The 21,441-nt window shown below is 75.2% G+C and carries 20 protein-coding genes; 8 read left to right on the top strand and 12 right to left on the bottom strand.

Annotation, left to right across the window (positions count from 1 at the left end; translation table 11 throughout):
- The gene (locus E1293_RS09965) at positions 1 to 837 is read right to left on the bottom strand and encodes a helix-turn-helix domain-containing protein (protein WP_132196184.1); all 837 of its coding nucleotides are present in this window, start codon (positions 835 to 837) and stop codon (positions 1 to 3) included.
- A 125-nt stretch (positions 838 to 962) separates the two neighbouring features.
- Between E1293_RS09965 and E1293_RS09960 the strand changes: the two genes are divergently transcribed.
- Positions 963 to 1,925, top strand: a complete 963-nt coding sequence (locus tag E1293_RS09960; RefSeq protein WP_132196182.1) for an SDR family NAD(P)-dependent oxidoreductase — start codon at positions 963 to 965, stop codon at positions 1,923 to 1,925.
- 20 nt (positions 1,926 to 1,945) lie between these two features.
- The gene (locus tag E1293_RS09955) at positions 1,946 to 2,446 is read left to right on the top strand and encodes an inorganic diphosphatase (RefSeq protein ID WP_132196180.1); all 501 of its coding nucleotides are present in this window, start codon (positions 1,946 to 1,948) and stop codon (positions 2,444 to 2,446) included.
- 5 nt (positions 2,447 to 2,451) lie between these two features.
- Here the strand turns inward: E1293_RS09955 and E1293_RS09950 are convergent, their stop codons facing one another.
- The 5 genes from E1293_RS09950 to E1293_RS09935 are packed head-to-tail and all read right to left on the bottom strand — an operon-like array spanning position 2,452 to position 6,452.
- Positions 2,452 to 2,760 (bottom strand): hypothetical protein, encoded by a 309-nt coding sequence (locus E1293_RS09950; RefSeq protein WP_132196178.1) that lies wholly within the window; start codon positions 2,758 to 2,760, stop codon positions 2,452 to 2,454.
- Positions 2,757 to 4,022 carry a DUF58 domain-containing protein gene (locus tag E1293_RS09945; RefSeq protein WP_165978160.1) on the bottom strand — a complete coding sequence of 422 codons (1,266 nt, stop codon included), beginning with the start codon at positions 4,020 to 4,022 and terminating at the stop codon, positions 2,757 to 2,759. Before E1293_RS09945 ends, E1293_RS09950 begins: the two co-directional genes overlap by 4 nt.
- Positions 4,019 to 5,083, bottom strand: coding sequence for an AAA family ATPase (locus tag E1293_RS09940; protein ID WP_243716137.1), 1,065 nt, complete (start codon positions 5,081 to 5,083; stop codon positions 4,019 to 4,021). The genes E1293_RS09945 and E1293_RS09940 overlap by 4 nt, the downstream gene beginning before the upstream one ends.
- Positions 5,068 to 5,562, bottom strand: a complete 495-nt coding sequence (locus E1293_RS49355; RefSeq protein WP_243716136.1) for a hypothetical protein — start codon at positions 5,560 to 5,562, stop codon at positions 5,068 to 5,070. The genes E1293_RS09940 and E1293_RS49355 overlap by 16 nt, the downstream gene beginning before the upstream one ends.
- On the bottom strand, positions 5,559 to 6,452 hold the full coding sequence (locus E1293_RS09935; protein WP_132196172.1) for a DUF4129 domain-containing protein: 894 nt from the start codon (positions 6,450 to 6,452) through the stop codon (positions 5,559 to 5,561). Before E1293_RS09935 ends, E1293_RS49355 begins: the two co-directional genes overlap by 4 nt.
- A 103-nt stretch (positions 6,453 to 6,555) precedes the next feature.
- Between E1293_RS09935 and E1293_RS09930 the strand changes: the two genes are divergently transcribed.
- Complete coding sequence (locus E1293_RS09930; protein WP_243716135.1) at positions 6,556 to 8,109, top strand: FAD-dependent monooxygenase; 1,554 nt, start codon at positions 6,556 to 6,558, stop codon at positions 8,107 to 8,109.
- Here E1293_RS09930 and E1293_RS09925 read toward each other — a convergent pair.
- Entirely contained in the window at positions 8,106 to 9,584 is a 1,479-nt protein-coding gene (locus E1293_RS09925) for a phytoene desaturase family protein (protein WP_132196168.1), read from the bottom strand. The two genes, E1293_RS09930 and E1293_RS09925, sit on opposite strands and share 4 nt — an antisense overlap.
- A 101-nt stretch (positions 9,585 to 9,685) precedes the next feature.
- On the opposite strand from E1293_RS09925, the gene E1293_RS09920 reads away from it, so the two are divergent.
- The 4 genes from E1293_RS09920 to E1293_RS09905 all read left to right on the top strand — a co-directional run bounded on the left by E1293_RS09920 (position 9,686) and on the right by E1293_RS09905 (position 14,685).
- Positions 9,686 to 10,225 (top strand): carboxymuconolactone decarboxylase family protein, encoded by a 540-nt coding sequence (locus E1293_RS09920; RefSeq protein ID WP_132196166.1) that lies wholly within the window; start codon positions 9,686 to 9,688, stop codon positions 10,223 to 10,225.
- A gap of 69 nt (positions 10,226 to 10,294) precedes the next feature.
- The gene (locus tag E1293_RS50150) at positions 10,295 to 13,102 is read left to right on the top strand and encodes a hypothetical protein (protein ID WP_132196164.1); all 2,808 of its coding nucleotides are present in this window, start codon (positions 10,295 to 10,297) and stop codon (positions 13,100 to 13,102) included.
- A gap of 62 nt (positions 13,103 to 13,164) precedes the next feature.
- On the top strand, positions 13,165 to 13,668 hold the full coding sequence (locus tag E1293_RS09910; RefSeq protein ID WP_132196162.1) for a SigE family RNA polymerase sigma factor: 504 nt from the start codon (positions 13,165 to 13,167) through the stop codon (positions 13,666 to 13,668).
- Between the two features lie 3 nt (positions 13,669 to 13,671).
- Positions 13,672 to 14,685, top strand: a complete 1,014-nt coding sequence (locus E1293_RS09905) for a hypothetical protein (RefSeq protein ID WP_132196160.1) — start codon at positions 13,672 to 13,674, stop codon at positions 14,683 to 14,685.
- On the opposite strand, the gene E1293_RS09900 is transcribed toward E1293_RS09905, so the two are convergent.
- Positions 14,673 to 16,352 (bottom strand): phospholipid carrier-dependent glycosyltransferase, encoded by a 1,680-nt coding sequence (locus tag E1293_RS09900; RefSeq protein WP_207938764.1) that lies wholly within the window; start codon positions 16,350 to 16,352, stop codon positions 14,673 to 14,675. The two genes, E1293_RS09905 and E1293_RS09900, sit on opposite strands and share 13 nt — an antisense overlap.
- A gap of 7 nt (positions 16,353 to 16,359) precedes the next feature.
- Positions 16,360 to 18,018 carry an alkaline phosphatase family protein gene (locus E1293_RS09895; protein WP_207938763.1) on the bottom strand — a complete coding sequence of 553 codons (1,659 nt, stop codon included), beginning with the start codon at positions 18,016 to 18,018 and terminating at the stop codon, positions 16,360 to 16,362.
- 194 nt (positions 18,019 to 18,212) lie between these two features.
- Here E1293_RS09895 and E1293_RS09890 point away from each other — a divergent pair, with 194 nt between their 5' ends.
- Complete coding sequence (locus E1293_RS09890) at positions 18,213 to 18,815, top strand: dihydrofolate reductase family protein (RefSeq protein WP_132196158.1); 603 nt, start codon at positions 18,213 to 18,215, stop codon at positions 18,813 to 18,815.
- Here E1293_RS09890 and E1293_RS09885 read toward each other — a convergent pair.
- The 3 genes from E1293_RS09885 to E1293_RS09875 are packed head-to-tail and all read right to left on the bottom strand — an operon-like array spanning position 18,796 to position 21,432.
- On the bottom strand, positions 18,796 to 19,611 hold the full coding sequence (locus E1293_RS09885; protein ID WP_243716134.1) for a class II fructose-bisphosphate aldolase: 816 nt from the start codon (positions 19,609 to 19,611) through the stop codon (positions 18,796 to 18,798). The two genes, E1293_RS09890 and E1293_RS09885, sit on opposite strands and share 20 nt — an antisense overlap.
- A complete protein-coding gene (locus E1293_RS09880) occupies positions 19,604 to 20,527 on the bottom strand; it encodes a 1-phosphofructokinase family hexose kinase (RefSeq protein WP_132196154.1) in 924 nt (307 codons plus the stop codon). Before E1293_RS09880 ends, E1293_RS09885 begins: the two co-directional genes overlap by 8 nt.
- Positions 20,524 to 21,432 (bottom strand): SIS domain-containing protein, encoded by a 909-nt coding sequence (locus E1293_RS09875; protein ID WP_207938762.1) that lies wholly within the window; start codon positions 21,430 to 21,432, stop codon positions 20,524 to 20,526. Before E1293_RS09875 ends, E1293_RS09880 begins: the two co-directional genes overlap by 4 nt.
- Positions 21,433 to 21,441 lie beyond the last annotated feature (9 nt).

The following is a 21,441-nucleotide window of genomic DNA, read 5'->3' as shown; positions in this document are numbered from 1 at the left end:
CTACGCGGCCGCGTCCCGTAGCCGCGTCAGCCGCTCGTGGTCGGCCGTGCCGGGCGCGGCCTGGTACACGGTCAGCCGCCGCCCGGAGGTGTCGAGGCGCAGCACCTCGTATCCCAGCGTGAGGTCGCCGGCCACCGGATGGTGGAACGCCTTCCGCTCGCTGCGCCGGTGCCGGACGTCATAGCGCGGCCACAGCTCGGCGAACTCGGCGCTCCCCGCGGTCAGCTCGTCCACCAGGCCGCTCAGCCCGGGCGACCGCGGGTCGTCGGCGAGGACGCCGCGCAGGCTGGCGACGCAGCCGACCGCCGAACGATCCCAGTCCGCTAGGAGGCTCCGCGCCGCCGGATGCAGGAACACGTACCGGATGGTGTTGCGGCGCTCCTCGGGCCATCCGTCCATCCCGGCGTAGAGCGCGAGGGCCTCGGGATTGGCCGCGAGGACGTCGCTGATCGGGCTGAGCAGGTACGCCGGACAGGGCCGGAGGTTCTCCAGCAGCAGCCGCATTCCGGGACGCACCGTCCGGTCGGGGCTGTGCCGGGCCGGCAGCGTCCGGCGCGACGCGTGGTTCGCGAGGGCGTACAGGTGCGCGTGCTCGTCCCCGCCCAGCCGCAGCGCCTTGGCCAGGGCGTCCAGGACGGAGCTGCTCGGGTTGAGCTCCTTGCCCTGTTCGAGCCGGATGTAGTAGTCGATGCTGACCCCGGAGAGCGCGGCCAGCTCCTCGCGGCGCAGGCCGGGGGTGCGGCGCAGCCCGGTGCCCGCCGGGAGGCCCGCGTCGGACGGCAGCACGCGGGCGCGGCGGGCCCGCAGGAAGTCGCCCAGCTCGTTCGACGTGACCACCGGCCAAGTCTCCCAGCCCGGCCGCGGGCGTGCCTAGCCGTGTCACTGCCAGGAACGCGGCGGCCTCGCGGCCGTGTCCGGGCGGGGGCAGCATGGGTCCCGGCAGAACCCGGAAGGAGAACGACATGGCATTCGACGCGACCTCGACGGCGGCCGAGGTGGTCTCCGGTCACGACCTGACCGGGAAGGAGGCGATGGTCACCGGCGGCGCGTCCGGCCTCGGGCTGGAGACCGCGCGGGCGCTGGCCGGCGCGGGCGCGCGGGTCGTCGTGGCCGGGCGGGACGCGGCCAAGGGCGAGGCGGCCGCCGCCCGGCTGCGCGCGGAGACCGGCAGCGACCTGGTCGTCTTCCGCTCCCTGGACCTCGGCTCGCTGAAGTCGATCGAGAACTGGACGCACGGCCACGTCGCCGCCGGCAGGCCGCTGCACATCCTGGTCGCCAACGCCGGGGTGATGGCGCCGCCGCTGACCCGGACGGCCGACGGTTTCGAGTCGCAGTTCGGCACCAACCACCTCGGCCACTTCGCGCTCGCGACCGGCCTGCTGCCGTCGCTCCGCGCGGCGGACGGCGCCCGCGTGGTGTCGCTGTCGTCCCGTGCGCACCGGCGCGGCGACGTCGACTTCGACGACCCCAACTACCTGCGCAGCCCGTACGACCCGTGGGAGGCGTACGGCCGGTCCAAGACGGCAAACGCGCTGTTCGCCGTGGCCCTGACCGATCGATTCGCCGATGACGGCATCACCTGCAACGCGGTCATGCCGGGCGCGATCAGGACCGGCCTGCAGCGCCATATCGGCCCCGAGCGGCTCCGGGAGATGGGCTGGGCGGACGCGGACGGCGGCCTCGCGGACCTGCCCGGCTGGAAGACGCCCGCGCAGGGCGCGGCCACCTCGGTCTGGGCGGCCGTCGCGCGCGAACTGGACGGCGTCGGCGGCAAGTACCTGGACGACTGCGCGATCGCCGAGCCCTGGACGAAGGACGATGACCCGCCCACCGGCCACTATCTGCCGTACGCGCTGGACCCCGTCCACGCCGCGCGGCTCTGGGATCTTTCGGAGGGACTCGTGTCGCGGCCGGGTCGTGGGTAGTCCTTCCCTGGGAGGGATTCATGGAGATCGACATGATCGTCGAGATCCCCCGGGGATCGCGCAACAAGTACGAGATGGACCACCGGCTCGGCCGCATCCGGCTCGACCGGATGCTGTTCACCTCGACCCAGTATCCGCTGGACTACGGGTACATCCCGGAGACCTGCGCGGAGGACGGCGACCCGCTGGACGCCATGGTGCTGCTGGAGGAGCCCACGTTCCCCGGCTGCCTGGTGGCCGTCCGCAGCGTCGGGGTGTTCTGGATGCACGACGAGGGCGGACCGGACGCCAAGGTCCTCACCGTGCCGGCCCGGGACGTCCGCTACCAGGGGATCCGCGACCTGCGGGACGTCCATGAGCATCTTCTCGACGAGATCGCGCACTTCTTCGACATCTACAAGAGCCTGGAGCCCGGCAAGTCCACGGACGTGCGCGGCTGGCAGGACCGCCAGGTCGCCGACCGGACGATCGAGCAGGCCGCCGCCGCGCACAAGCGGGACAAGGCGGGTCACCCGGCCTGAGCCCGTCAGCGGCGCGCGGAGTACGTCAGCCGGTACGCGCCGACCAGGGCGCCCAGGCCGGCGACGACCGCGAGCACGCTGGACGCGGGCGGCAGCAGCAGCGCGGCGGCGGTCAGGGCCGTGCACACGGCACCGGCGATAAAGGCGGGCAGGTGGCGCTGCACGCCCGTGGCCGCGTCCACCACCAGCAGGAACGCGAGAAGGAGTAGCCCCGCCGCCGCGGCGGCGGGGACGCCGGGGTCCCAGAAGGCGCACAGGACGACCATCGCGGTCGCGGCGGCCGTCACGGCGGCGGACCGGAGCCGGGCGCTCATGAATGCCTCCCCGGCACCGGCCGCCTGAAGGCCGCGGCGACCGCGTCCAGCGAGCCGTCGGGCGCCCAGGCCACGACGGGGATGCCGAGGTCGGCGAGCCCGGCGAGCAGCGCCCGCCGGTCCAGCCGCCACAGCCGCAGCGACAGGGCGGCGGCGGCCGGACGCCCCCCGGGCGGCGGCTCCCGGTCGAGGGTGTCGATCACGACGACGGGCCGGCCGCGCCGGCGCAGGTCCTGGACGGTCCGCACCGCCCGGTCGTCCAGCAGCGGCGAGAACACGATCACCAGCGCACCGGGCGGCAGCGCCGTGCGCAGGACGCGGCCGATGCCGGTACCGGTGCCCTGCAGGCTCCGGGCGTCCATGACGGCCTCGGCGAGCCGGTGGAAGTGGTGGCCGCCCTGCCCCGGCGCCAGCCACCGGGTGGTGCCGCCGAACGCGACGATGCCGACCCGGTCGCCGCCGCGCAGGTAGGCGGTGGCGAGGGCGGCCGCCCCGCGCATCGCGCGGTCGAGGCCGCTGTCACCCGGCCCGCCGAGGTCGGTGCAGGCGTCCACCGCGAGGACGATCTCCGCCTGCCGCTGGTCGGCGCGCGTCGTCACGTGCAGGCGGCCGCGCAGCCCGCTGGCCTTCCAGTTCACGTCCCGCGCCCGGTCGCCGGGCTGGTAGGGGCGGATCCCGGCGAACTCCACCCCGGAGCCGGCGGCGCGGGCGGCGTGCTCGCCGAGCCGGCGCGGCAGGTCCAGCGGCACGATCCGGGGCCGGACGGGCGGCCCGGCGGGGAACACGCTGATCTCGCCGAGCGGCAGCGCCACCCGGGCCCTGCCCGTCCGGTACCGGCTCCGGCAGTCGACGACCAGGTGCGGCAGGGGGCGGCGGCCCCAGCGTCCCGGCCGGACGACGAACGTGGCCTCCGCCTTCCCGGCCGCCGGGTCCTCGGCGTACGAGGCGATCTCGACGCCGAACCCCCGCACCGGGGCCAGCGAGAGCGCGATCCCGTCCAGCGGCCCGCCGGCGTCGGCGGTGACGGTGATCTCGACGGGCTCGCCCTCGAAGCAGCGCCGGGGACGCTCGGTGGCCAGCACCGCGACCGCGTCCGGGCGCCGCGCGGCGAGCCCGGCGGCCAGCACCCCGACCGGCGGCGCGGCGACGAGCAGCAGGTTCGGGCGGGACAGCAGCAGCGCGGCGGCCCCCGCCAGGACGGCGACCGTGGCCAGCCGGTGCGCGAGCGGAGCCGGCCGCCAGCCGAGCCGGTGCCCGCTCACGTGGCCCGGCCCGCCGCCGTGCTCCCGTTCGCCGCCGTGCTCCCGTTCGCCGCCGTGCTCCCGTTCGCCGCCGTGCTCCCGTTCGGCGCCGCGATCCCGCGCGGCACCGGCACCTCGTCCAGGACCTCGGCGACCAGGTCCTCGCCGGTGACCTGCCGCACCCACATCTCCGGCTGCAGGACGAGCCGGTGCGCGAGCGCCGGGACCGCGACGGCCTTCACGTCCTCGGGCAGTACGTAGTCGCGGTCGGCGAGCAGCGCGCGCGCCCGCGCGAGCTGGACGACGCCGAGCGTCGCCCGCGAACTGGCCCCGACCGTGATCTTCGCGTGCGCGCGGGTCGCCGCGGAGACCGCCACCGCGTACCGCACGATCCCCTCGTCCACGTGGACCTTCTCCACGCAGTCGCGCATCGCCAGGACCTCGCGGGGGCCGGCCAGGGCGCGCAGCTCCGGCGGCGCGGCGCCCCGGGACAGCCGCCGGCCGATCATCTCGCCCTCCAGTTCGGCGCTGAGGTAGCCGAGCCGCATCCGCAGTGCGAACCGGTCGAGCTGCGCCTCCGGCAGCGGGTAGGTGCCCTCGTACTCGATCGGGTTGTCGGTGGCCAGGACGATGAAGGGGCGCGGCAGCGGGCGGCTCTCCCCGTCCGCGCTGACCTGCTGCTCCTCCATGGCCTCCAGCAGCGCGGCCTGCGTCTTCGGCGGCGTCCGGTTGATCTCGTCGGCGAGCAGCAGCTGGGTGAACACCGGGCCGGGCCGGAACACCACCTCCGAGGTTCGCGGGTCGTAGACGGCGGCGCCGGTCAGGTCGGCGGGCAGCATGTCCGGGGTGAACTGGACGCGGGCGAAGTCCAGGCCGAGGACGGCGGCGAACGTCCGCGCCAGAAGCGTCTTGCCCAGGCCGGGGAGGTCTTCGAGCAGCACGTGCCCGGACGCGAGGATGCCCGTCAGCACCAGTTCGAGCGCCTCGCGCTTGCCGACCACGGCCTTCCCGGCCTCGTCCAGGACGTCCCGGCACAGTGCCGCCGCGTCGGCGGGCGTCTCGATGTTCAGTGGCGCGGCCACAGTTCCTCCAGTCGGGTCACGACGGCGTGCAGGTCGGCGAGGGGCGGCCCCGGGGCGAAGGTGTCGGCGGAGCCGGGCCGGCCGGGGTCGAGCAGCGGCCACAGGTCCTCGCCGACCAGGGCCCTGGCCCGGTCCGGCTCCCGGGCGAGGTCGATGCCGTGCCCGTCGGCCAGGGCGGCGGCGAGGAGCCGGACGAGCATCGGCCGTGTCACCGAGTCGTAGTGCCGGGCGGACGCCTGCGACCACGACATGGCGTCGCCGATCCGCCGGTAGGACGGGAACTGGTGAAGGTCGTCCGGCTCGTCCGGCCTCGGTGTTCTCCCCGGGAGGGGCAGCGCGGCCGGGATCGCGGCGCGGGCGGCGAGCAAGCCCAGGACGGCCAGGCCCGCCGCCAGCACGAGCACGGCGGGCGTGCCCGCGGCGAGGTAGGCGGCGGCCAGCGCGCATCCGGCGGCCAGGACCAGTGCGGCGGCCCTCATACCCGGCTCCCGGCGCGCAGCGATTCGAGTGCGGCCAGGGCCTCCGCCCGGTGCCGCTCGGTGACCGGGTGGGCGCTGTAGCGCGCTTCCCGGAACAGCCGGGTGAGCGTGGCCGCCGCGTCCAGCCCTTCGAGCCCGGCGCCGGACGCGCGGGCCAGCACCTCGGCGGGCGTGTCGCTGCGCCGCGGCCCGGCGCCCGCCTCCGTCAGGACGTCCTCCATCGCCGTGTAGCAGGCGATCACGGCTCCGCGCGGGTCACCGGTGGTGCGCAACGCGCGGCCGCCCGCTTCCGCCGCCTCCTGGAAGCCGGCCGGCGGGGGCGGGACCGGGACGTCGGGTCCGGGCGGGCCCGCCCACGGGCGGCGCCGCACGACCAGCCAGGCCGCCACCGCGGCGACCAGCAGGAGGAGGACGAGCGGAATCAGCGTCCAGGTGTCCGAACCGGGCGATTCGTCGTGCCAGGGCGGAGGGGGGAGGGACGGCAGCATGGTCGGGTCCGTCTCGGACGGCGGCGCCCCCGACGGGCCCGATGACGGCGTCGGCAGGGGCGCCGATTCCGCGCTTCCCGCCACCTTGACGGCCGCGACCAGCAGCATCGCGAGCGGCGACCCGAGCACGAGGACCACGAACCCGGCGGCCAGGGGCCTCGTCCACCGTCCGAACCTGCGCGGGCCGGCCCGGCGGCGCCGCAGGGCCGCGACGGCCAGCCCGAGCGCGACCGCCTCCAGCACCGCGAACGCGGCCAGCGACGCGCCCGGCGGCCGGTCGGCGGACGGCGACGTCCAGAGCCCGGCGAGCGCCCGCACCCCGGCCGCACCGCCGGCGAGCAGCAGGGCGGCGGCGCACACCCTGCCGAGTTCCCGCGCGGTGGGGGAGGGGCCTCGGGACATGCGGGCATTGTGCCCATGCCCGCGTCTCATCTTGATCAACAGTGGCCGCCCCTGGCCACCGCGCGCTTTACGCGGGGCGGCCGAGCGGCGCACCATCGCAAGGGTGAGCCCTGTGACGGACACCGAACCGGTCGTCATCGTCGGCGCCGGGCCGGTCGGCCTGGTCACGGCGCTGCTACTGGCGCGGCACGGCGTGCCGAGCGTGGTGCTGGAGGCCGCCGCCGCGCGCGACCCGTCCGGGTCCCGGGCCATCTGCTTCCAGCGGGACGTCCTCGACGTGCTCGACCGGGTCGGGTGCGCCGCGCCCATGATCGCCCGCGGCGTGACCTGGACGACCGGCCGCACCTACTACCGCGGTGACGAGCTGTTCTCCGTCACGTTCCCGGACGCCGGGTGCGGCGGCGTCCCGCCCTGGATCAACATCTCCCAGGCGGAGGTCGAGGCGCGGCTCCGGGATCTGGCCGCCGCCGAACCGCTGGTGGACGTCCGGTACGGGCATCCCGTCAGCGGCCTCCGGCAGGACGCGGCCGGGATCGAGGCCGACGCCGGGGAGACCGTGCGCGGCAGCCATCTGGTCGGCGCGGACGGCGGGCACAGCGCCGTCCGGGACCTGCTCGGCATCGGCTTCCCCGGACGCACCTTCGCCGACAAGTTCCTCATCTGCGACATCCGGGCCGACCTGCCGTTCCCGAACGAGCGCCGGTTCTTCTTCGACCCCGAGTGGAACCCGGGGCGGCAGGTCCTCGTCCACCAGTGCCCGGACGGGACGTGGCGCATCGACTGGCAGGTCCCCGCCGACCACGACCTCGACGGGGAGCGGAGGTCGGGCGCGCTCGACGCCCGCATCCGCGAGATCGCCGGGGACGTCCCGTACGAGATCGTGTGGGCCACCGTGTACCGGTTCCACGAGCGGTGCGCGGCGGTGTTCGCGTCCGGCCGCGCCTTCCTGGCCGGGGACGCCGCCCACCTGTACGCGCCGTTCGGTGCCCGCGGGCTGAACTCCGGCCTCCAGGACGCGGAGAACCTCGCCTGGAAGCTCGCCTACGTCCGCCGCGGCCGGGCCTCGCCGCGCCTGCTCGGCAGCTACGACATCGAGCGGCGGGCCGCCGCCGAGGAGAACCTGCGCGTCACCACGCGCACGATGGAGTTCCTCGTCCCGCAGACGCCGGAGCAGCGGGCGCGCCGCGTCGCGTCCCTGGAGCGGGCCCGGACGCATCCGGACGCCCGCGCGATCATCGACTCCGGCCGGCTCGCCGAGCCGTTCTGGTACCTGGAGTCGCCGCTGACCACGCCGTCCGGGCCGGTGGACGGCTTCCCGCTCGAACCCGGTGCCGTCCGCCCGCCGCTGCCGGGCGTCATCTGCCCGGACGCTCCGTGCGTCGTCGGCGGTGCACCGACGCGGCTGCGCAGCCTGTTCGGCACGCGGTTCGTCGTCCTCACGCAGGACGAGCGCGGGGCCGATCTGGCGACCGACGTCCCGTACGACGTCCACGCCCTGGCCGACATCGACGCGGACGGTGTGCTCCGGACGGCTCTGCACGCCGGCCCGGACACCGTCCACATCGTCCGCCCGGACGGTCATTTGGCCGCCGTCCTGCCGTCCTACGACCCCGAAGGAGTGGTCGCCGCCCTGCACAGGGCCTGCGGACGCGCCTAACCGGCGTCCAGGACGGCGCGGGCCGCGTTGTGCCCCGGAATCCCGCTGACGCCTCCGCCCCGCCGGGCGCCCGCCCCGCACAGCAGCACGCGCGGATGCTCGGTCTCGACGCCCCAGCGTCCGCGTTCGCCGGGCGACTCGGCGAACGGCCACGACAGGTCGCGATGGAAGATGTGGCCGCCGGGAAGCCCCACCTCGTTCTCCAGGTCGACGGGCGTCTTGACCTCAAGGCACAGAGAGCCGTCCGGGCCGCGCAGCAGGCAGTCCTCGATCGGCTCGGCCAATACCGAGTCGAAGGACGCCAAGGTCGCCCGCAATGCCCCGGCCCGCGAACCCTCGGGATCGGAACGGAACAGCCGTGCGGGCATATGCAGTCCGAACAGCGTCAGAGTGTGCGCCCCGGACGCCCGCAATTCCGCTCCGAGAATGGACGGATCGGTCAGCGAATGGCAGTACACCTCGGCGGGGGGCAATGACGGAATACAGCCGCCGGCGGCCTCCCGATAGGCCTTGTCGAGTTGCTCCCGGCTCTCGTTGATATGGAAGGTCCCGGCGAACGCCTCTTCCGGCCGGACGGACGCGTCCCGCAATCGCGGCAGCCGTGAAAGCACCATGTTCACCTTCAGTTGCGCCCCCTCGGCGGACGTGTCGCCGGGCATGTTGACCAGTACCCACCGGCCCGAAACGGTGTGCTCGGCGCCTCCGGCTTCCCGGAACGTCACCTCCCCGGACGGGTCGACGTGCAGCACCTCCGTCCCCGTCCGCAGTTCGGCCCCGGCGGCTCGCGCGGCATCGGCCAGCGGCTCGGTCACGGCGCCCATTCCGCCGACGGGCACGTTCCAGTCGCCGGTCCCGTCGCCGACGACGTGGTAGAGGAGGCACCGGTTGGCCAGGAGCGCCGGGCCGGACGTGTCCGCGAACGTCCCGATCAGCGAATCGGTGAGGACGACGCCGCGCACGACGTCGTCGGTGAACCGCTCGTTCACCACGTCGCCGATGGGCCGCTCGAACAGGTCGCGCCACGCCTCCTCGTCGTCCACCGCCTGCCGCAGTCCGGCTCGGTCGCGCAGTGGCTCCAGCAGCGTTGGCGCGACACGTTCCGCGACCCGTCCCGCCATCGCGTAGAACCGCCGCCACGCCTCCGCGTCACCGCGCAGGGACGTCGCCGTCCGGGCCGGGTCCTCGTTGTCGATCAGCAGTCCGCCGTCGCCCGCCGGCGTGTACGAGGCGAACCGCCGTCCGCGCAGATCCAGGTCCAGCCCCAGGTCGCGGACGATCTTCGAGGGCAGCAGGCTCACCAGGTAGGAGTACCGCGAGACCCGCGCGTCCACCCCGGGGAACACTCGCGCCGACACCGCGAGCCCACCGAGGTGATCGAGCCGCTCCAGCACCAGCACCCGGCGTCCGGCACGGGCCAGATAGGCGGCGGCGACCAGGCCGTTATGCCCGCCCCCGGCGATGACCACGTCATACATCCCCCCAGAAAACCACACATGCCCGACCTCATCGGGCGCCGCACATGCGCTTTGTGTAACGTCGGCGGCGTTTCGACCCACCTTTCCCGTGGAGGCGGTCCGTGGCGCACATCGAACTGGACGACACCGTTCCCGGCCTTCCGTCGCTGCTCCGGTTCCGGCCGGAGACGGCGGGGCCGCTCACCGCGCTGGCGGAGGCGCTGCTGCGCGGCCCGAGCCCGCTGGAGCGCGGTGAACGCGAGCTGATCGCGGCCTACGTGTCGGAGCTGAACGGCTGCCGGTTCTGTGCCTCGTCGCACGGCGCATGCGCCGCCGTGCAGCTGCCCGGCGGCATGTCGCTCGTCGAGGCGGTCCACGCGGACCTCGCCGCGGCGCCGGTCTCCGGCAGGCTCAGGACGCTCCTCGGCATCGCCGCCGCCGTCCAGCGCGGTGGCCGCGAGGTCGGCGACCCGCACATCGCCGCGGCGCGCGGCGCCGGCGCCACCGACGTGGAGATCCACGACACCGTGCTCATCGCCGCCGCGTTCTGCATGTACAACCGGTACGTGGACGGGCTCGCCACCGGCGTCCCGTCCGACCCGGCCGCGTACGCGCGGATGGCCGAGCGGATCACCGCGCACGGCTACGGCGCCGCTCGCTGAAACCCGTTGGCCGCGGCGGGCGCGGCGAGGATGATGGGCGGGGTGAAGATCCGGCTCGCTCATGGTGTGGTGGCTTCCGGACGTGCCGCGTGGACCGCCCGGCCGTCGGGCCCGGTCCGGCTGCGCGACGAGTCGGACGCGCACCCTGGGACGGCCGTCGCACTCGGGCCGGAGGACGCGTCCGCGGACGACGTCGCGGAGGCCGTCCGGGCACTGTCCCTCCTCGTCGCGGACGGGGGAGCCGTCGCGGCGGGCGCGGGCGTCGACCTCGGCGCCGGCTTCCGGTCCGCGCGCCTGGACGGGGCGCGCGGTGACCAGCGCGACGCCGCCCTGGCCGCGCTCCGCGCGGTCGGGCCCGGGGGCGCGCACCGGCTGGGGGAGCGGGCCGGGTTCCTGGTCGCGCTGTTCGGGCCGGCGGTCACCAGGCGGGTGGGCGCCGCCGCCGGCCGCGCCGCGCAGGACGGACGGTGGGCGGCGCTGCACCTGGCGTCCGCGGCCAGCGACGTGCTCGGCCCCGAGCAGCTCGAACAGGTCCTCGCCCTGGAGGCGCCCGAGGACGTCGACCTCACCCCCGGCGGCCCGCCCTCGGTGCTCGCGCAGTACTTCCGGCAGGTGTTCGACCAGGTGCCCGGGCCCCGCAGGCTCGCCCTGGTGCTGGACCTGTGGGCGCGGGTCCTGGAGCACCGCGCCGGCCTCGCCCGCCGGGAGCGCCGCCTCGCCACGCAGAGCCGCCGCGACCGGGTCGCCGACCTTCGCAAACGCCGCCTCCACGACGAGGACGAACGGATCCTGTGGCGGTTGCGGAGGGACCTGGCGCCCGAGGAGCCCTCGCTCGCGGACGCCGCGCGCTGGATTCCCGACGATGCGTACTGGCGCGAACGGCTCGACCGCGCCTTCCAGGACGCGCTCGCCGTCACCGCCCTGCTCCGCGCCGCCGTCGCCGTCTCCGACCACGGCCTGGAAGACGGACTGAAGCGGGCGATCCCGGTCCTGACCGCTGCGCAGGCCCAGGTGCCCACCTGGCAGGCCACCCGGACGGCGCGGCGCGTGCCGGGGCTGACCGGCCTCCCGGTGCGGCCCGGCACCTACGTGCGCGACCTCGTGCGCAAGATGGCGAGCGACAGGCCGCGGGACGCCAAGTTCGCCGGCTACGTCAGGCCGCGCCTCGCCTGCGCCCGCGACTTCGCCCTCGTGGTCATCGACGACATCGGGCGGGTGGTTCGCGAGGCGCTCGTGGACAACACCGACCTCGTACGCGGCTGGGCGGCGTCCGGCCTGGCGGGCTGGCGCGAGGGGGCCGGGTACGGCCGTCCGCCCGCAGAGTGGGCCGGCATCCCGCCGTGGACCGGGCCGATGCTGGGGGACACCGAGCCGCTCCGCGTCCGGCTCCCGCCGTCGCAGGACCCGGCGTCCGTGGAGACCGCCGGGGACCTGCTCTGGTACGCGGACCTGATCGACGCCCTGGCCCGGCTGTACGGGCACGAGCGGGCGCAGCCGACCCCGGGCACCGGCGATCCGTGGTTCGACCACGACCCGCCCCCGGCCGCCGAACCGCTGGCCCCGCGCCTCGACTCGATCATGGTGGCGGTCTCCGGCGCGGCGCAGCTCGCCGCGCTCGGCGGCGTCCCGCCCCGCGCGCCCCGCGGCTGGACGGCCCTCACCGGCGGCCTGATGTCGGGCGCCGCGATCACCGAGGCGCTCACCGGCGACTTCGCCGTCCCGGCGCCGCTCGCCGCGCTGGACGGTGCGGCCGTGCCCGGCGCCGCCGTCCGCTTCCAGGTCGCGCACAGCGCCCGGGACGTCGCCGGCTGGGCGGACTACATGGGCAACTGCATCGCGGGCCCGGCCTACGTCGAGGACGCCAGGAAGGGCCGCAGCGCCCTCGCGGGCCTCTACGACAAGCACGGCGTGCTGGTCGTCAACGCCGAGCTGCTCCCGCTGCGGCCCGCGTCCCGCGGCTGGCGGGTCAGCGAGATCGCGGCCCGGTTCAACGACACACCGGACGAGAGACTGGAGCAGCGCTTCCGCGACTGGGTCGCCACGATCTCCCCGGCCGTCAAGGAGGAGGCCGCCCCGGTGCCGGACGAGCTGCCGCCCGTCCGGGCGGCACGCCGGCGCCCGGCGCCGCGCCTGGTCGAGGACGTGGGCCCGGCACTGGGAGCGCTCGTCCGCCGCGACGCCGATCCGGCGGTCCTCGGCGCCTTCGCCGCGGTGGCGACGACCGCGCCGGACGCCGCCCTCGCCCGGCTGCGCCGCCTCGGCGGCGCCCAGCTGGCCGGGGCCGTCCGCCGGGCCCTGGACGACGGCGCGATCGACCTCGTCCGGCTGTGGACGGCCACCGCGCACCGCCCCCTCGCCGCCGCGCTCGACGCCCTCGACCCCGGCCTGCGGGACCGGTTCGACCGGCTCCCGCTGCTTCTCGGCGAGCCGCCGCTGCCGAAGACGCTGCGCAGGCTCGTCAAGCCGCCCGCCATCGCCGACGCCTATTCCGTCGACCTGATCGCGCGCCGCCTCCGCCGCGCGATCGGACGGCTCACCGTCCAGGACGATCCCGCCATCGCCGCCGCCCTCGCCAAGCCCACGACCGAGCCGCTGCTCTGCGCGCTCGCCGTCACGGCGGCGTGCGGTGCCTCCGAGACCGGCCTCGCCGCGGTGACGCGGCCGCGCTCGACCACCGTCCCCGGCTACCCGGTCACCACGCTGGAGGACGAGGAAGGCCCCTGGCAGCGCGCCCTGCCCGTCGCCCGCGAACTGGGCGCCGATACGGCGCGGTTCTGGGACGAGATCGCCGAACACGGCCTGCGCGTCCCCGCGTCCTGGCTCGCCCACGGCGGCTGGGCGGCGCTGTGGTCGCGCGCCCACACCCACCGGCGCTGACCGGGCAACCATTGCGGGGGCCCAGGCAGTAGTACCGGGCAGGGTGTCCGACGGGAGGTCGAATGCGGGAGCGACCGGACTACGCGGTCTACGTGACGGAGCGGTCACCGAGGCTGCTGCGGACGGCCTACCTGCTCTGCCGCGACTGGGGCCAGGCGGAGGACCTCCTCCAGACGGCGCTGGTCAAGGCATGGCGCGCCTGGCGGCGGGTGGGCGACGACCCCGACCCGTACGTCTACCGGATCCTGGTCAACACGCATCTGTCCTGGGCCAAACGGCGCTGGCGCGGCGAGCGCCCGACCGGCACGCCGCCGGACCGGTGCGACCCGGCGGACGCGATCGGGGCCGCCGAGGACAAGGCGGTCCTGTGGGCCGCGCTCGGCAGGCTCCCGCACCGCCAGCGCGCCACCCTCGTCCTCCGCTACTTCGAGGACCTCACCGAACCGCAGGTCGCGGCGATCCTCGGCTGCTCGGTCGGGACGGTGAAGAGCCAGACCAGCAAGGCCCTGGCCAAGCTCCGGGTCGACCCGGGCATCCTCGCGGGCTCGGCGCAGGGAGGCGAGTGACCGATGCCGTACTCGCTGGAAGACCTCACCGAGGTCATGGAGGACCGCAGCGCCGCCGGCTCCCCGCCCCCGGACATGCTGGCGCAGGTCCGGCGCCGGGTCGCGCGGGGTCGCCGGCGCCGCGCCGCCGTCGCCGGCTCGGCGCTCGCGGTCGCGGCGTCGTTCTTCGCGGTCCGGCAGGTGGCGCAGCCGCCCGCCGACTCGGCTCCGCAGGTGATGACGGGCGCGGTCAACGACGCCTTCGCGACGTCGCCGCCGAAGGAGGGCCTGGATCCGGTGCGCGAGGTCTCCTACTCGGCGGTCGGCCGGAAGGCCCACGTCCGGTTCACGCCGACCGGGCCGTCCAGCATGATCACCTACTGGTGCTCGGCCCGGTTGAGGGTCTTCCACGTCCGGAACGGGCTGCTGTCCTCCGCCGGCTGCGGCAAGGACGGCGGCGGGGCGAGCTACCTCGACACCACGCCCGGCGTGCCGGTGGCGTTCGACGTGGTCGCGCTGCCCGCCGCCGCGGCGCGGGAGCCCATGTCGGTGGTCGGGCTCGACCGGTACGTGACGTCGCACGACCCCGTCGCGGGGACGTGGCGGCTGCAGATCTACAGCGGCCAGTGCCCGCTGCAGAAGTGCTACCGGCCCGGGTCCGTCGGCCCGAGCGACCTGCCGCGGCCGGCCGCCGGCGAACGCCTCACGCAGAGGGCCGGCACCGCGGACGGCCGACTCCGCAGGGTCGCCTTCACCCCGTCGGGTGCGGGCGTCCGCCTCCACTTGACCTGCGCGGACGGCGCGGCGTCGGCTTTGCTGCGGCTGTCCGGGCGCCTGAAGATCCTGGGCTGCCGGGCGGCCGGGTCCCGCGGCGTCCTGCTGGACGAGCAGGTCGAGCCGGGCAGGCGGACCGAACTGCGGATGAGCGTCGTCCCGGGGTCGGCCGTCCCGTTGGACAGCGCTGACACCTCGCTCGACGGGGACATCAAGGGCATCGAGCCCGCCGGGACCTGGGCACTGGAGGTCTACGACCTCTGAGCGGGGCGGCGGTAGATGGTGAGGGAGTGGCCTACCTCGTCTATCGGCTTGCTGGTGCTGGTCAGCGGGGTCAGGCGCGGGTCGTGCTTGGCTGTCCAGCTGTCGGACACCACCAGCAGGCCGCGGACCTGGTCCGGGGGGACGGTGAGCGGGTCGCCTGCTCGGATGCCGTAGTAGGACGGGACGCCGGCGCCCTTGTAGGCGAGCCAGACCTGTTCGCCCGGGTAGCGGTCGCGGAGGTGGTCGGCGAGCCGTCCGAGGTCCTGGCCCCAGTCGACGTTGGAGTCGTGCAGGCGCAGGTGGGTCTTGGACGGGCCGCCGAACGCCTCGTTGGAGTAGGGCAGGTAGTAGGGGAAGGTGCGCAGCGAACTGACCGCGACGAACAGCAGCAGCGCGGCTGTTGCGGCTTTGCTCCACCGCCACCGGACGAGGGTCGCTCCGGCGACCGCCACGGCCAGGAACATCGGGACGAAGATGGCGTACCGGACGCCGAGGTCGCGCGCCCCTGTCATCGCCACCGCCAGCAGCACGGCCGTGGGCGCGAGGACGTACGGCGCGGCCGGACGCAGCCGGGGGAGTGCCGCCATCGCCGCGATGCCCGCCGCCCAAAGCGCGAGCATCCCCAGCGGCGTCTTCACCAGGAGTGCGGCCGGAAGGTAGTACCAGCGTGAGCCCTGGTAGACGTGGCCGAACAGGAAGCCCGTCCAGCGCTGGTCCTCGAAGCCGAACTGGACGCGCATCCCGTCCTGGAAAGGCCGCGGGAAGGGCATCCAGCGGGCGGCGAGCCCGCGGAGACCGTCGATGTCCGGAATGTCGGCGGGCGTCGTCCAGCGGAGGTGCGGATCGACCGCGAGGTAGCTCGCCCACACCACCGCGATGGCCAGGACGCCGACCCCGGCCGCCGACAGCACGCCGGTCATGAGGCGGCGCCGGGACGGGTGGGACGTCCATACCGACACGATCACCAGTGCCAGCAGCACGGGGACGGCGGGCAGCGCGCTCATCTTGGTGGCCATGGCCGCGCCGAGTGCGACCCCGGCGAGCGGCAGATGGAGCCGCGGCCGGTGCCTCGCCCGCCACAGCAGCCACACCGACGTCAGCAGGAAGCCTGCCATGGGCACGTCCAGCGTGGCCAGCGACCCGTGCGCGATGACGTCGGGGGAGAAGGCGTACAGGGCGAGGGCCGCCAGCCCGCCGCCGGGGCCGGTCAGGTCGCGGGCGAACGCGAACACGACCAGCCCGAACAGCAGGGTCAGGGCGATCACGGGCAGGCGCGCGGCGAGCAGCACCCGCTGCGCGTCGTTGCCGGACTCGTACAGGAAGTGCCGTCCGACGTCCTGCTGGGTGCCGGTGAAGGAGGCGTCCAGCCGGGGGCCGGTGAGCACCGCCCCGGCGCCGATGACCAGCTTGCCGAGCGGCGGGTGCTCGGGGTTGTAGCGGAGGTCGTGCTCGCGCAGGTAGACGACGCCCGTGCCGATGTAGACGGGCTCGTCGATGGTCGGGGTCTGCTGCACGGCGGTGGAGACCATCGCGACCGCCATCTGGGTCAGCAGCGCCAGCACCACCGCGGTGAGCACCCATCGCCGCCGCAGCACCCCGAACCGGTCCCGCGGCGCCTCGGCGGGAGGTGCCGCGGGCCGTCCGGGTCCGGCGGACAGCGATGTCACTACCCGATCAGCCTCCGAAGGCGGTGAGGAAACGGTCACGGAAGGCGCTCATCGGCCACACCGGCGTGTTCTTGGCGGGACGCAGGCCGTCCTGCCAGCCCCAGCCGGAGACCTTGTCCAGCACCGCCTTGTCCTTCGCGACGATCGTGATGGGCACGTCCCGGCTCGCGCCCGCGCCGGTGATGAGCGGCGCGGGCTGGTGGTCGCCGAGGAAGACCAGCACCGTGTCGTCGTCGCCGTAGGTCTCCACGTACGAGACGAGCGTGTTCAGCGTGTACTCGATCGACTTGCGGTACTCGGTGCGGATCTGGCCGGGCGCCGGCCAGGGCGCGTCGTAGCCCTTGCCCATCCCGTTGAAGACCGAGCCGTCCCCGACCTGGTTCCACGGGACGAGCCGGGGGATGGACGCCCACGGCGCGTGGCTCGACACCAGCGCCGTCTCCGCCATCACCGGCGAGCGGTCCTTCTTCGCCAGCTCGGTGCGCTGGAGCGTCGACAGGGTGTACTGGTCGGGCATCGTGGCGAAGCTGAAGCGCGGCCCGCGGTAGCCGAGGTTGCGGTCGTCGTAGACCTGGTCGTAGCCGTAGAACTTGCCCTCCGGCCAGGCCCGGGTGATCGCGGGCATGAGCGCGACCGTCCGCGCGTCCGCCTTGTGGAAGGCCCCGTTCAGCGTCAGCCGGTCGCTGTGCACGAGGGACTGGTACCGCTGCTGGTTGTTGATCCACAGGCCAGACAGCAGGGTGGCGTGCGCCAGCCAGCTGCCACCGCCGGCCGTGGACGAGGTGAGCCAGCCGCTCCGCGCCCCGAACCCGGCTTTGCCCAGCCGCTGTGTCCCCTGGTCCAGGACGGCGTCGACCTGCGGCGCGTACTGCGGGCTCTCCACGGCCGACCGCCCGTAGCTCTCCACGAACGCGAGCAGGACGTCCTTGCCGCGCAGCCCGGTCAGCAGCTTGGCGTCGGGCGTGTCGCGGAACTTGTCCACGGCGGCGGCCTTCGCGAACTCCTTCCTGTCGTTCAGGCTGGTCCGCACCGCCCGCGCGTGGTCGTAGGCGAGCACGGCCGCGCTCCTGGACGCCACCGGCACGCCGTGGACGAACTGCGCGCCCAGCACGGCGCAGGCGACCCAGGCCGTCCCCAGCACCCCGGCGCCCCAGGCCGCCGGCCCGGTGTGCCGGGCGGCCACCCGGCTCAGCCGCAGCACCGAGAGCGCCATCAGCGCGACCACGCCGACCGCGAGGACGACCACCAGCACCACGGCGCCGATCGCCCCGGCCTGCCCGGCCGACTCCTTGACGAACTCCACGCCCGGCCCGAGCATCGGCCAGTCCAGCACCAGGTCGAACGGCCGGACGAGCACCGCGTCGAACCCGATGTCGGTCACCTTCAGGACGAACAGCAGCCCGAGGACCGCCCCCGCGGTCAGCGCCGCCCACCGCCTCGCCCGCGCCGGGACGACGAGGACCAGCGCGACGCCGAGCACGCCCTCCACCGGAATGCGCGCGAACGCCCCCGGCGTGAGGCGGGCGAACTCGGCCGGCGCGACCAGCGCGGCCAGCACGAACAGGAACGCCGCCACGGTCACCGCACGCGCCGCGATCCGCCGCCATCTCGGTCGCCCGACCGCCTCGGGGGCACCGGCCGGGGCTTCCTCTGTGTCCCGCTCCACGCGGCTATCGGTGTCCAGCTCGTCCTCCCAGGTTCGGTCCCCCCGCCGCGACCGCGACACCCACTGCACGGGCGTCCCGCGCCCACCGGTTCAAACGCTTCCATCTTTCTCCCCCAGGGATGTCGAGGATGTGCGGGCGGCTCCGACATTCTGGTGAGAGGCGCCGCGAGGGCGCCCGGCAGGGAGGCACCGGCATGAGCAAGGTCACCTGTGACATCACCGTTTCCGTGGACGGATACGCCGCGGGCCCGAACCAGCGCCCGGACGAGCCGCTCGGGGACGGCGGCGAGCGGCTGCACCGCTGGATGTTCGAGGAGCGGGACGCCAACGCCGAGGCGGTCGAGAAGATCACGTCGGCCGGGGCCTACATCATGGGCCGCAACATGTTCGCGTCCGGCCGCGGCGAGTGGGACCTGGACTGGAACGGCTGGTGGGGCGAGGAGCCGCCCTACCACGCGCCCGTGTTCGTCCTGACCCACTACCCGCGCGAGAAGGTCGCGATGAAGGGCGGTACGACGTTCACCTTCGTCACCGACGGGATCGAGTCCGCGCTCGCCCAGGCGCGCCAGGCCGCCGGCGACCGGGACGTCGCGATCGCCGGCGGCGCCCAGACCGTGAACCGGTACCTCGCGGCGGGGCTGATCGACGAGCTCCGGCTGCACGTCGCCCCGATCGTCCTCGGCGCGGGCGAGCGGCTGTTCGAGGACGTCGGCGACATCGCCCTCGAACCGGTCGAAACCGCTCGGACCACGCTGGTCACGCACGTGACCTACCGCGTCAGCCGTCCGCGCGGATGACCTTCAGCAGGCGCGCGACCTCGGCGGCGACCGCGTCCCGGCCCGCCGCGACGTAGCGGCGCGGGTCCACCAGGGCGGGGTCGGCGCCGAGCCGGTCGCGGACCGCGGCGGTGAACACCTTGTTCAGCTGCGTCGCGACGTTGATCTTCGTCATGCCGTGCTCGACCGCGGCCGTAAGGGCGTCGTCGGGCACGCCGGACGAGCCGTGCAGCACCAGCGGGACGGGCACGGCGGCGCGCAACCGGGCGATCAGCGGCAGATCGAGCACGGTGTCGCGGGTCAGCATCGCGTGGGACGTTCCAACGGCGACGGCCAGCGCGTCCACGCCGGTGGCGGCCACGTAGCCCGCGGCCTCCTCGGGGTCGGTGCGGGCGTGCGGGGCGTGCACGCCGTCCTTGCCGCCGATCTCGCCGAGCTCGGCCTCGACCCAGACGCCGTCGGCGTGGCAGCGGGCGGCGACCTCGGCGGTGCCCGCCACGTTCGCGTCATGGGGGAGCGCGGACGCGTCGAACATGACCGACCCGAACCCGAGCCCGACCGCCGCACGGACGAGGTCGGCCGAGGTGGCGTGGTCCAGGTGGACGACGACCGGGACGGCGGCGGCCCGCCCGACCGCCAGGACCGCCTGCCCGATCGGCGCGAGCGCGCCGTGGTAGGCGACGCAGTTCTCGCTGACCTGGAGCACCACGGGCGTTCCGGCCCGTTCCGCGCCGGTGACGATCGCCTCGGCGTGCTCCAGCTGGATCACGTTGAACGCCCCCAGGCCGCGTCCGGGCGCGCCGACGGCTTCACTCATGGGGACGAGCGGCATGGTTCTCCTCGGTTCGGAGGGTGACATGGGGGAGGAACGAGGGGACCGCGGACGCGTCGATCTCGCCGGCGACGGGGGAGCGGACCGCGCCGGCGGCCAGCGCGACGGCGCGCCGGAGCCGGTCCGGCCAGGGCAGGCCGTCCGCGATGCCCGCCGCCAGCCCGGCGACGAGCGCGTCGCCCGCGCCCGTCGGGTTGCCCGGGACCGGGCGGTCGAGGGCGGCGCGCAGCAGCCCGTCCGGCGTCGCGGCGACGACCCCGTCCGCGCCGAGCGACGCGACGACGGCCGCCGCGCCCGCCGCGCGGAGCGCGCGGATCCCGGCGGCCGTGTCGCCGATGCCGGTGACCCGGGCCAGCTCGCCGGCGTTCGGCTTCACGACGTCCGGGCGCCCGGCGAGGCCGAGCCGCAACGCGTCCCCGTCGGCGTCCAGGATCACCGGGCCGGGGGCCAGCCGGGTGAGCCGCGCGTAGGCGTCCGGGGGGACGCCCGGCGGGAGGCTCCCCGCCAGGACGACGACGCCGGCGTCCCGGGCGAGGGTCTCGAAGCCGTCCTGGAAGGCGGCCCACTCGGCGGCGGTCACGGCCGGGCCCGGCTCGCAGAACATCGTCACCTCGGGCCCGACGATCGTGACCGTCCGGCGCGACTCCCCGGCCACCGGCGTGAACGAGGCGGGCACGCCGAGCGAACCGAGCCCCTCCTCGATCTGCCGCCCGGCGGCGCCGCCGGCCAGCCCGGCGGCGACGACGTCGTGCCCGAGGCCGTGCAGCACCCGGGCCACGTTGACGCCCTTGCCGCCGGGCCGCCGGTGCACCGCGGCCACCCGGTTGACCTCGCCGGTCCGCGCGTCCGGCACCTCGTAGGTGTCGTCGACCGCCGCGTTGAGGGTGACCGTGAGGATCATGCGCCCGGGCCTTCGGCGGCCCCGTCCAGGATGACCGACCGGGTGAGGTGGCGGGGGCGCTCGGGGTCCAGGCCCGCCGCCTCCGCCCGCGCGACCGCGAGCCGCTGCACCCGGATCAGGTCGGCGAGCGGGTCCCCGCCGGCCGCGCGCAGCAGCCCCCCGGTCGCGGCGACCTGGCCGGCGAGGCCGTCCGGCAGCTCGCCGAACATCCACACCGCCCGGCCGGGGCCGGTGATGCTGATCGGCCCGTGCCGGTACTCCATCGCCGGGTACGCCTCCGTCCAGAAGCACGCGGCCTCGCGCATCTTCAGGGCGGCCTCCTGCGCGATCCCGACCGTCCAGCCGCGGCCGAGGAACGTGACCTGCTCGACGCCGAGCAGCTCCGGCGGGAGCGGGTCGGCCACGGCGGCCTCGGCGTCGGCGATCGCGGCGGTCAGGTCCTCGCCGAGGTGGGCGCGCAGCAGCGCCAGTTGGGTGGTGGCGAACCGGGTCTGGACGACCGACTCCTCGTCCGCGAACTCCAGCGCGACCACCCGGTCGGCCCGCTTGGACACCGGGGTGTCCGGGTCGGCGGTGATCGCGGTCGTCGGCGTGCCGCCGCCGAGCCGGTCCAGGACGTCGAGGACCTCGGTCGTCGTCCCGGACCGGGTCAGCGCCAGCACCCGGTCGTAGCGGCGGGCGAGCGGCACCTCCGAGGCGGCGAACGCGTCGGTCTCGCCGTGCCCGGCGGACTCGCGCAGCGCCGCGTACGCCTGCGCCATGAACAGCGAGGTGCCGCATCCGACGACCGCGACCCGCTCCCCGCGGGACGGCAGCGCGTCCCGGACCCGCCCCGCCAGCCCGGCGGCCCGCCGCCAGCACTCCGGCTGCGCGGCGATCTCGGTCATGATGCGGTTGTCGGCCATGGATTCTCC

The organism is Actinomadura darangshiensis (assembly GCF_004349235.1).
GTDB classification, from domain to species: domain Bacteria; phylum Actinomycetota; class Actinomycetes; order Streptosporangiales; family Streptosporangiaceae; genus Spirillospora; species Spirillospora darangshiensis.
This window is presented reverse-complemented; position numbering and strand designations above follow the sequence as displayed.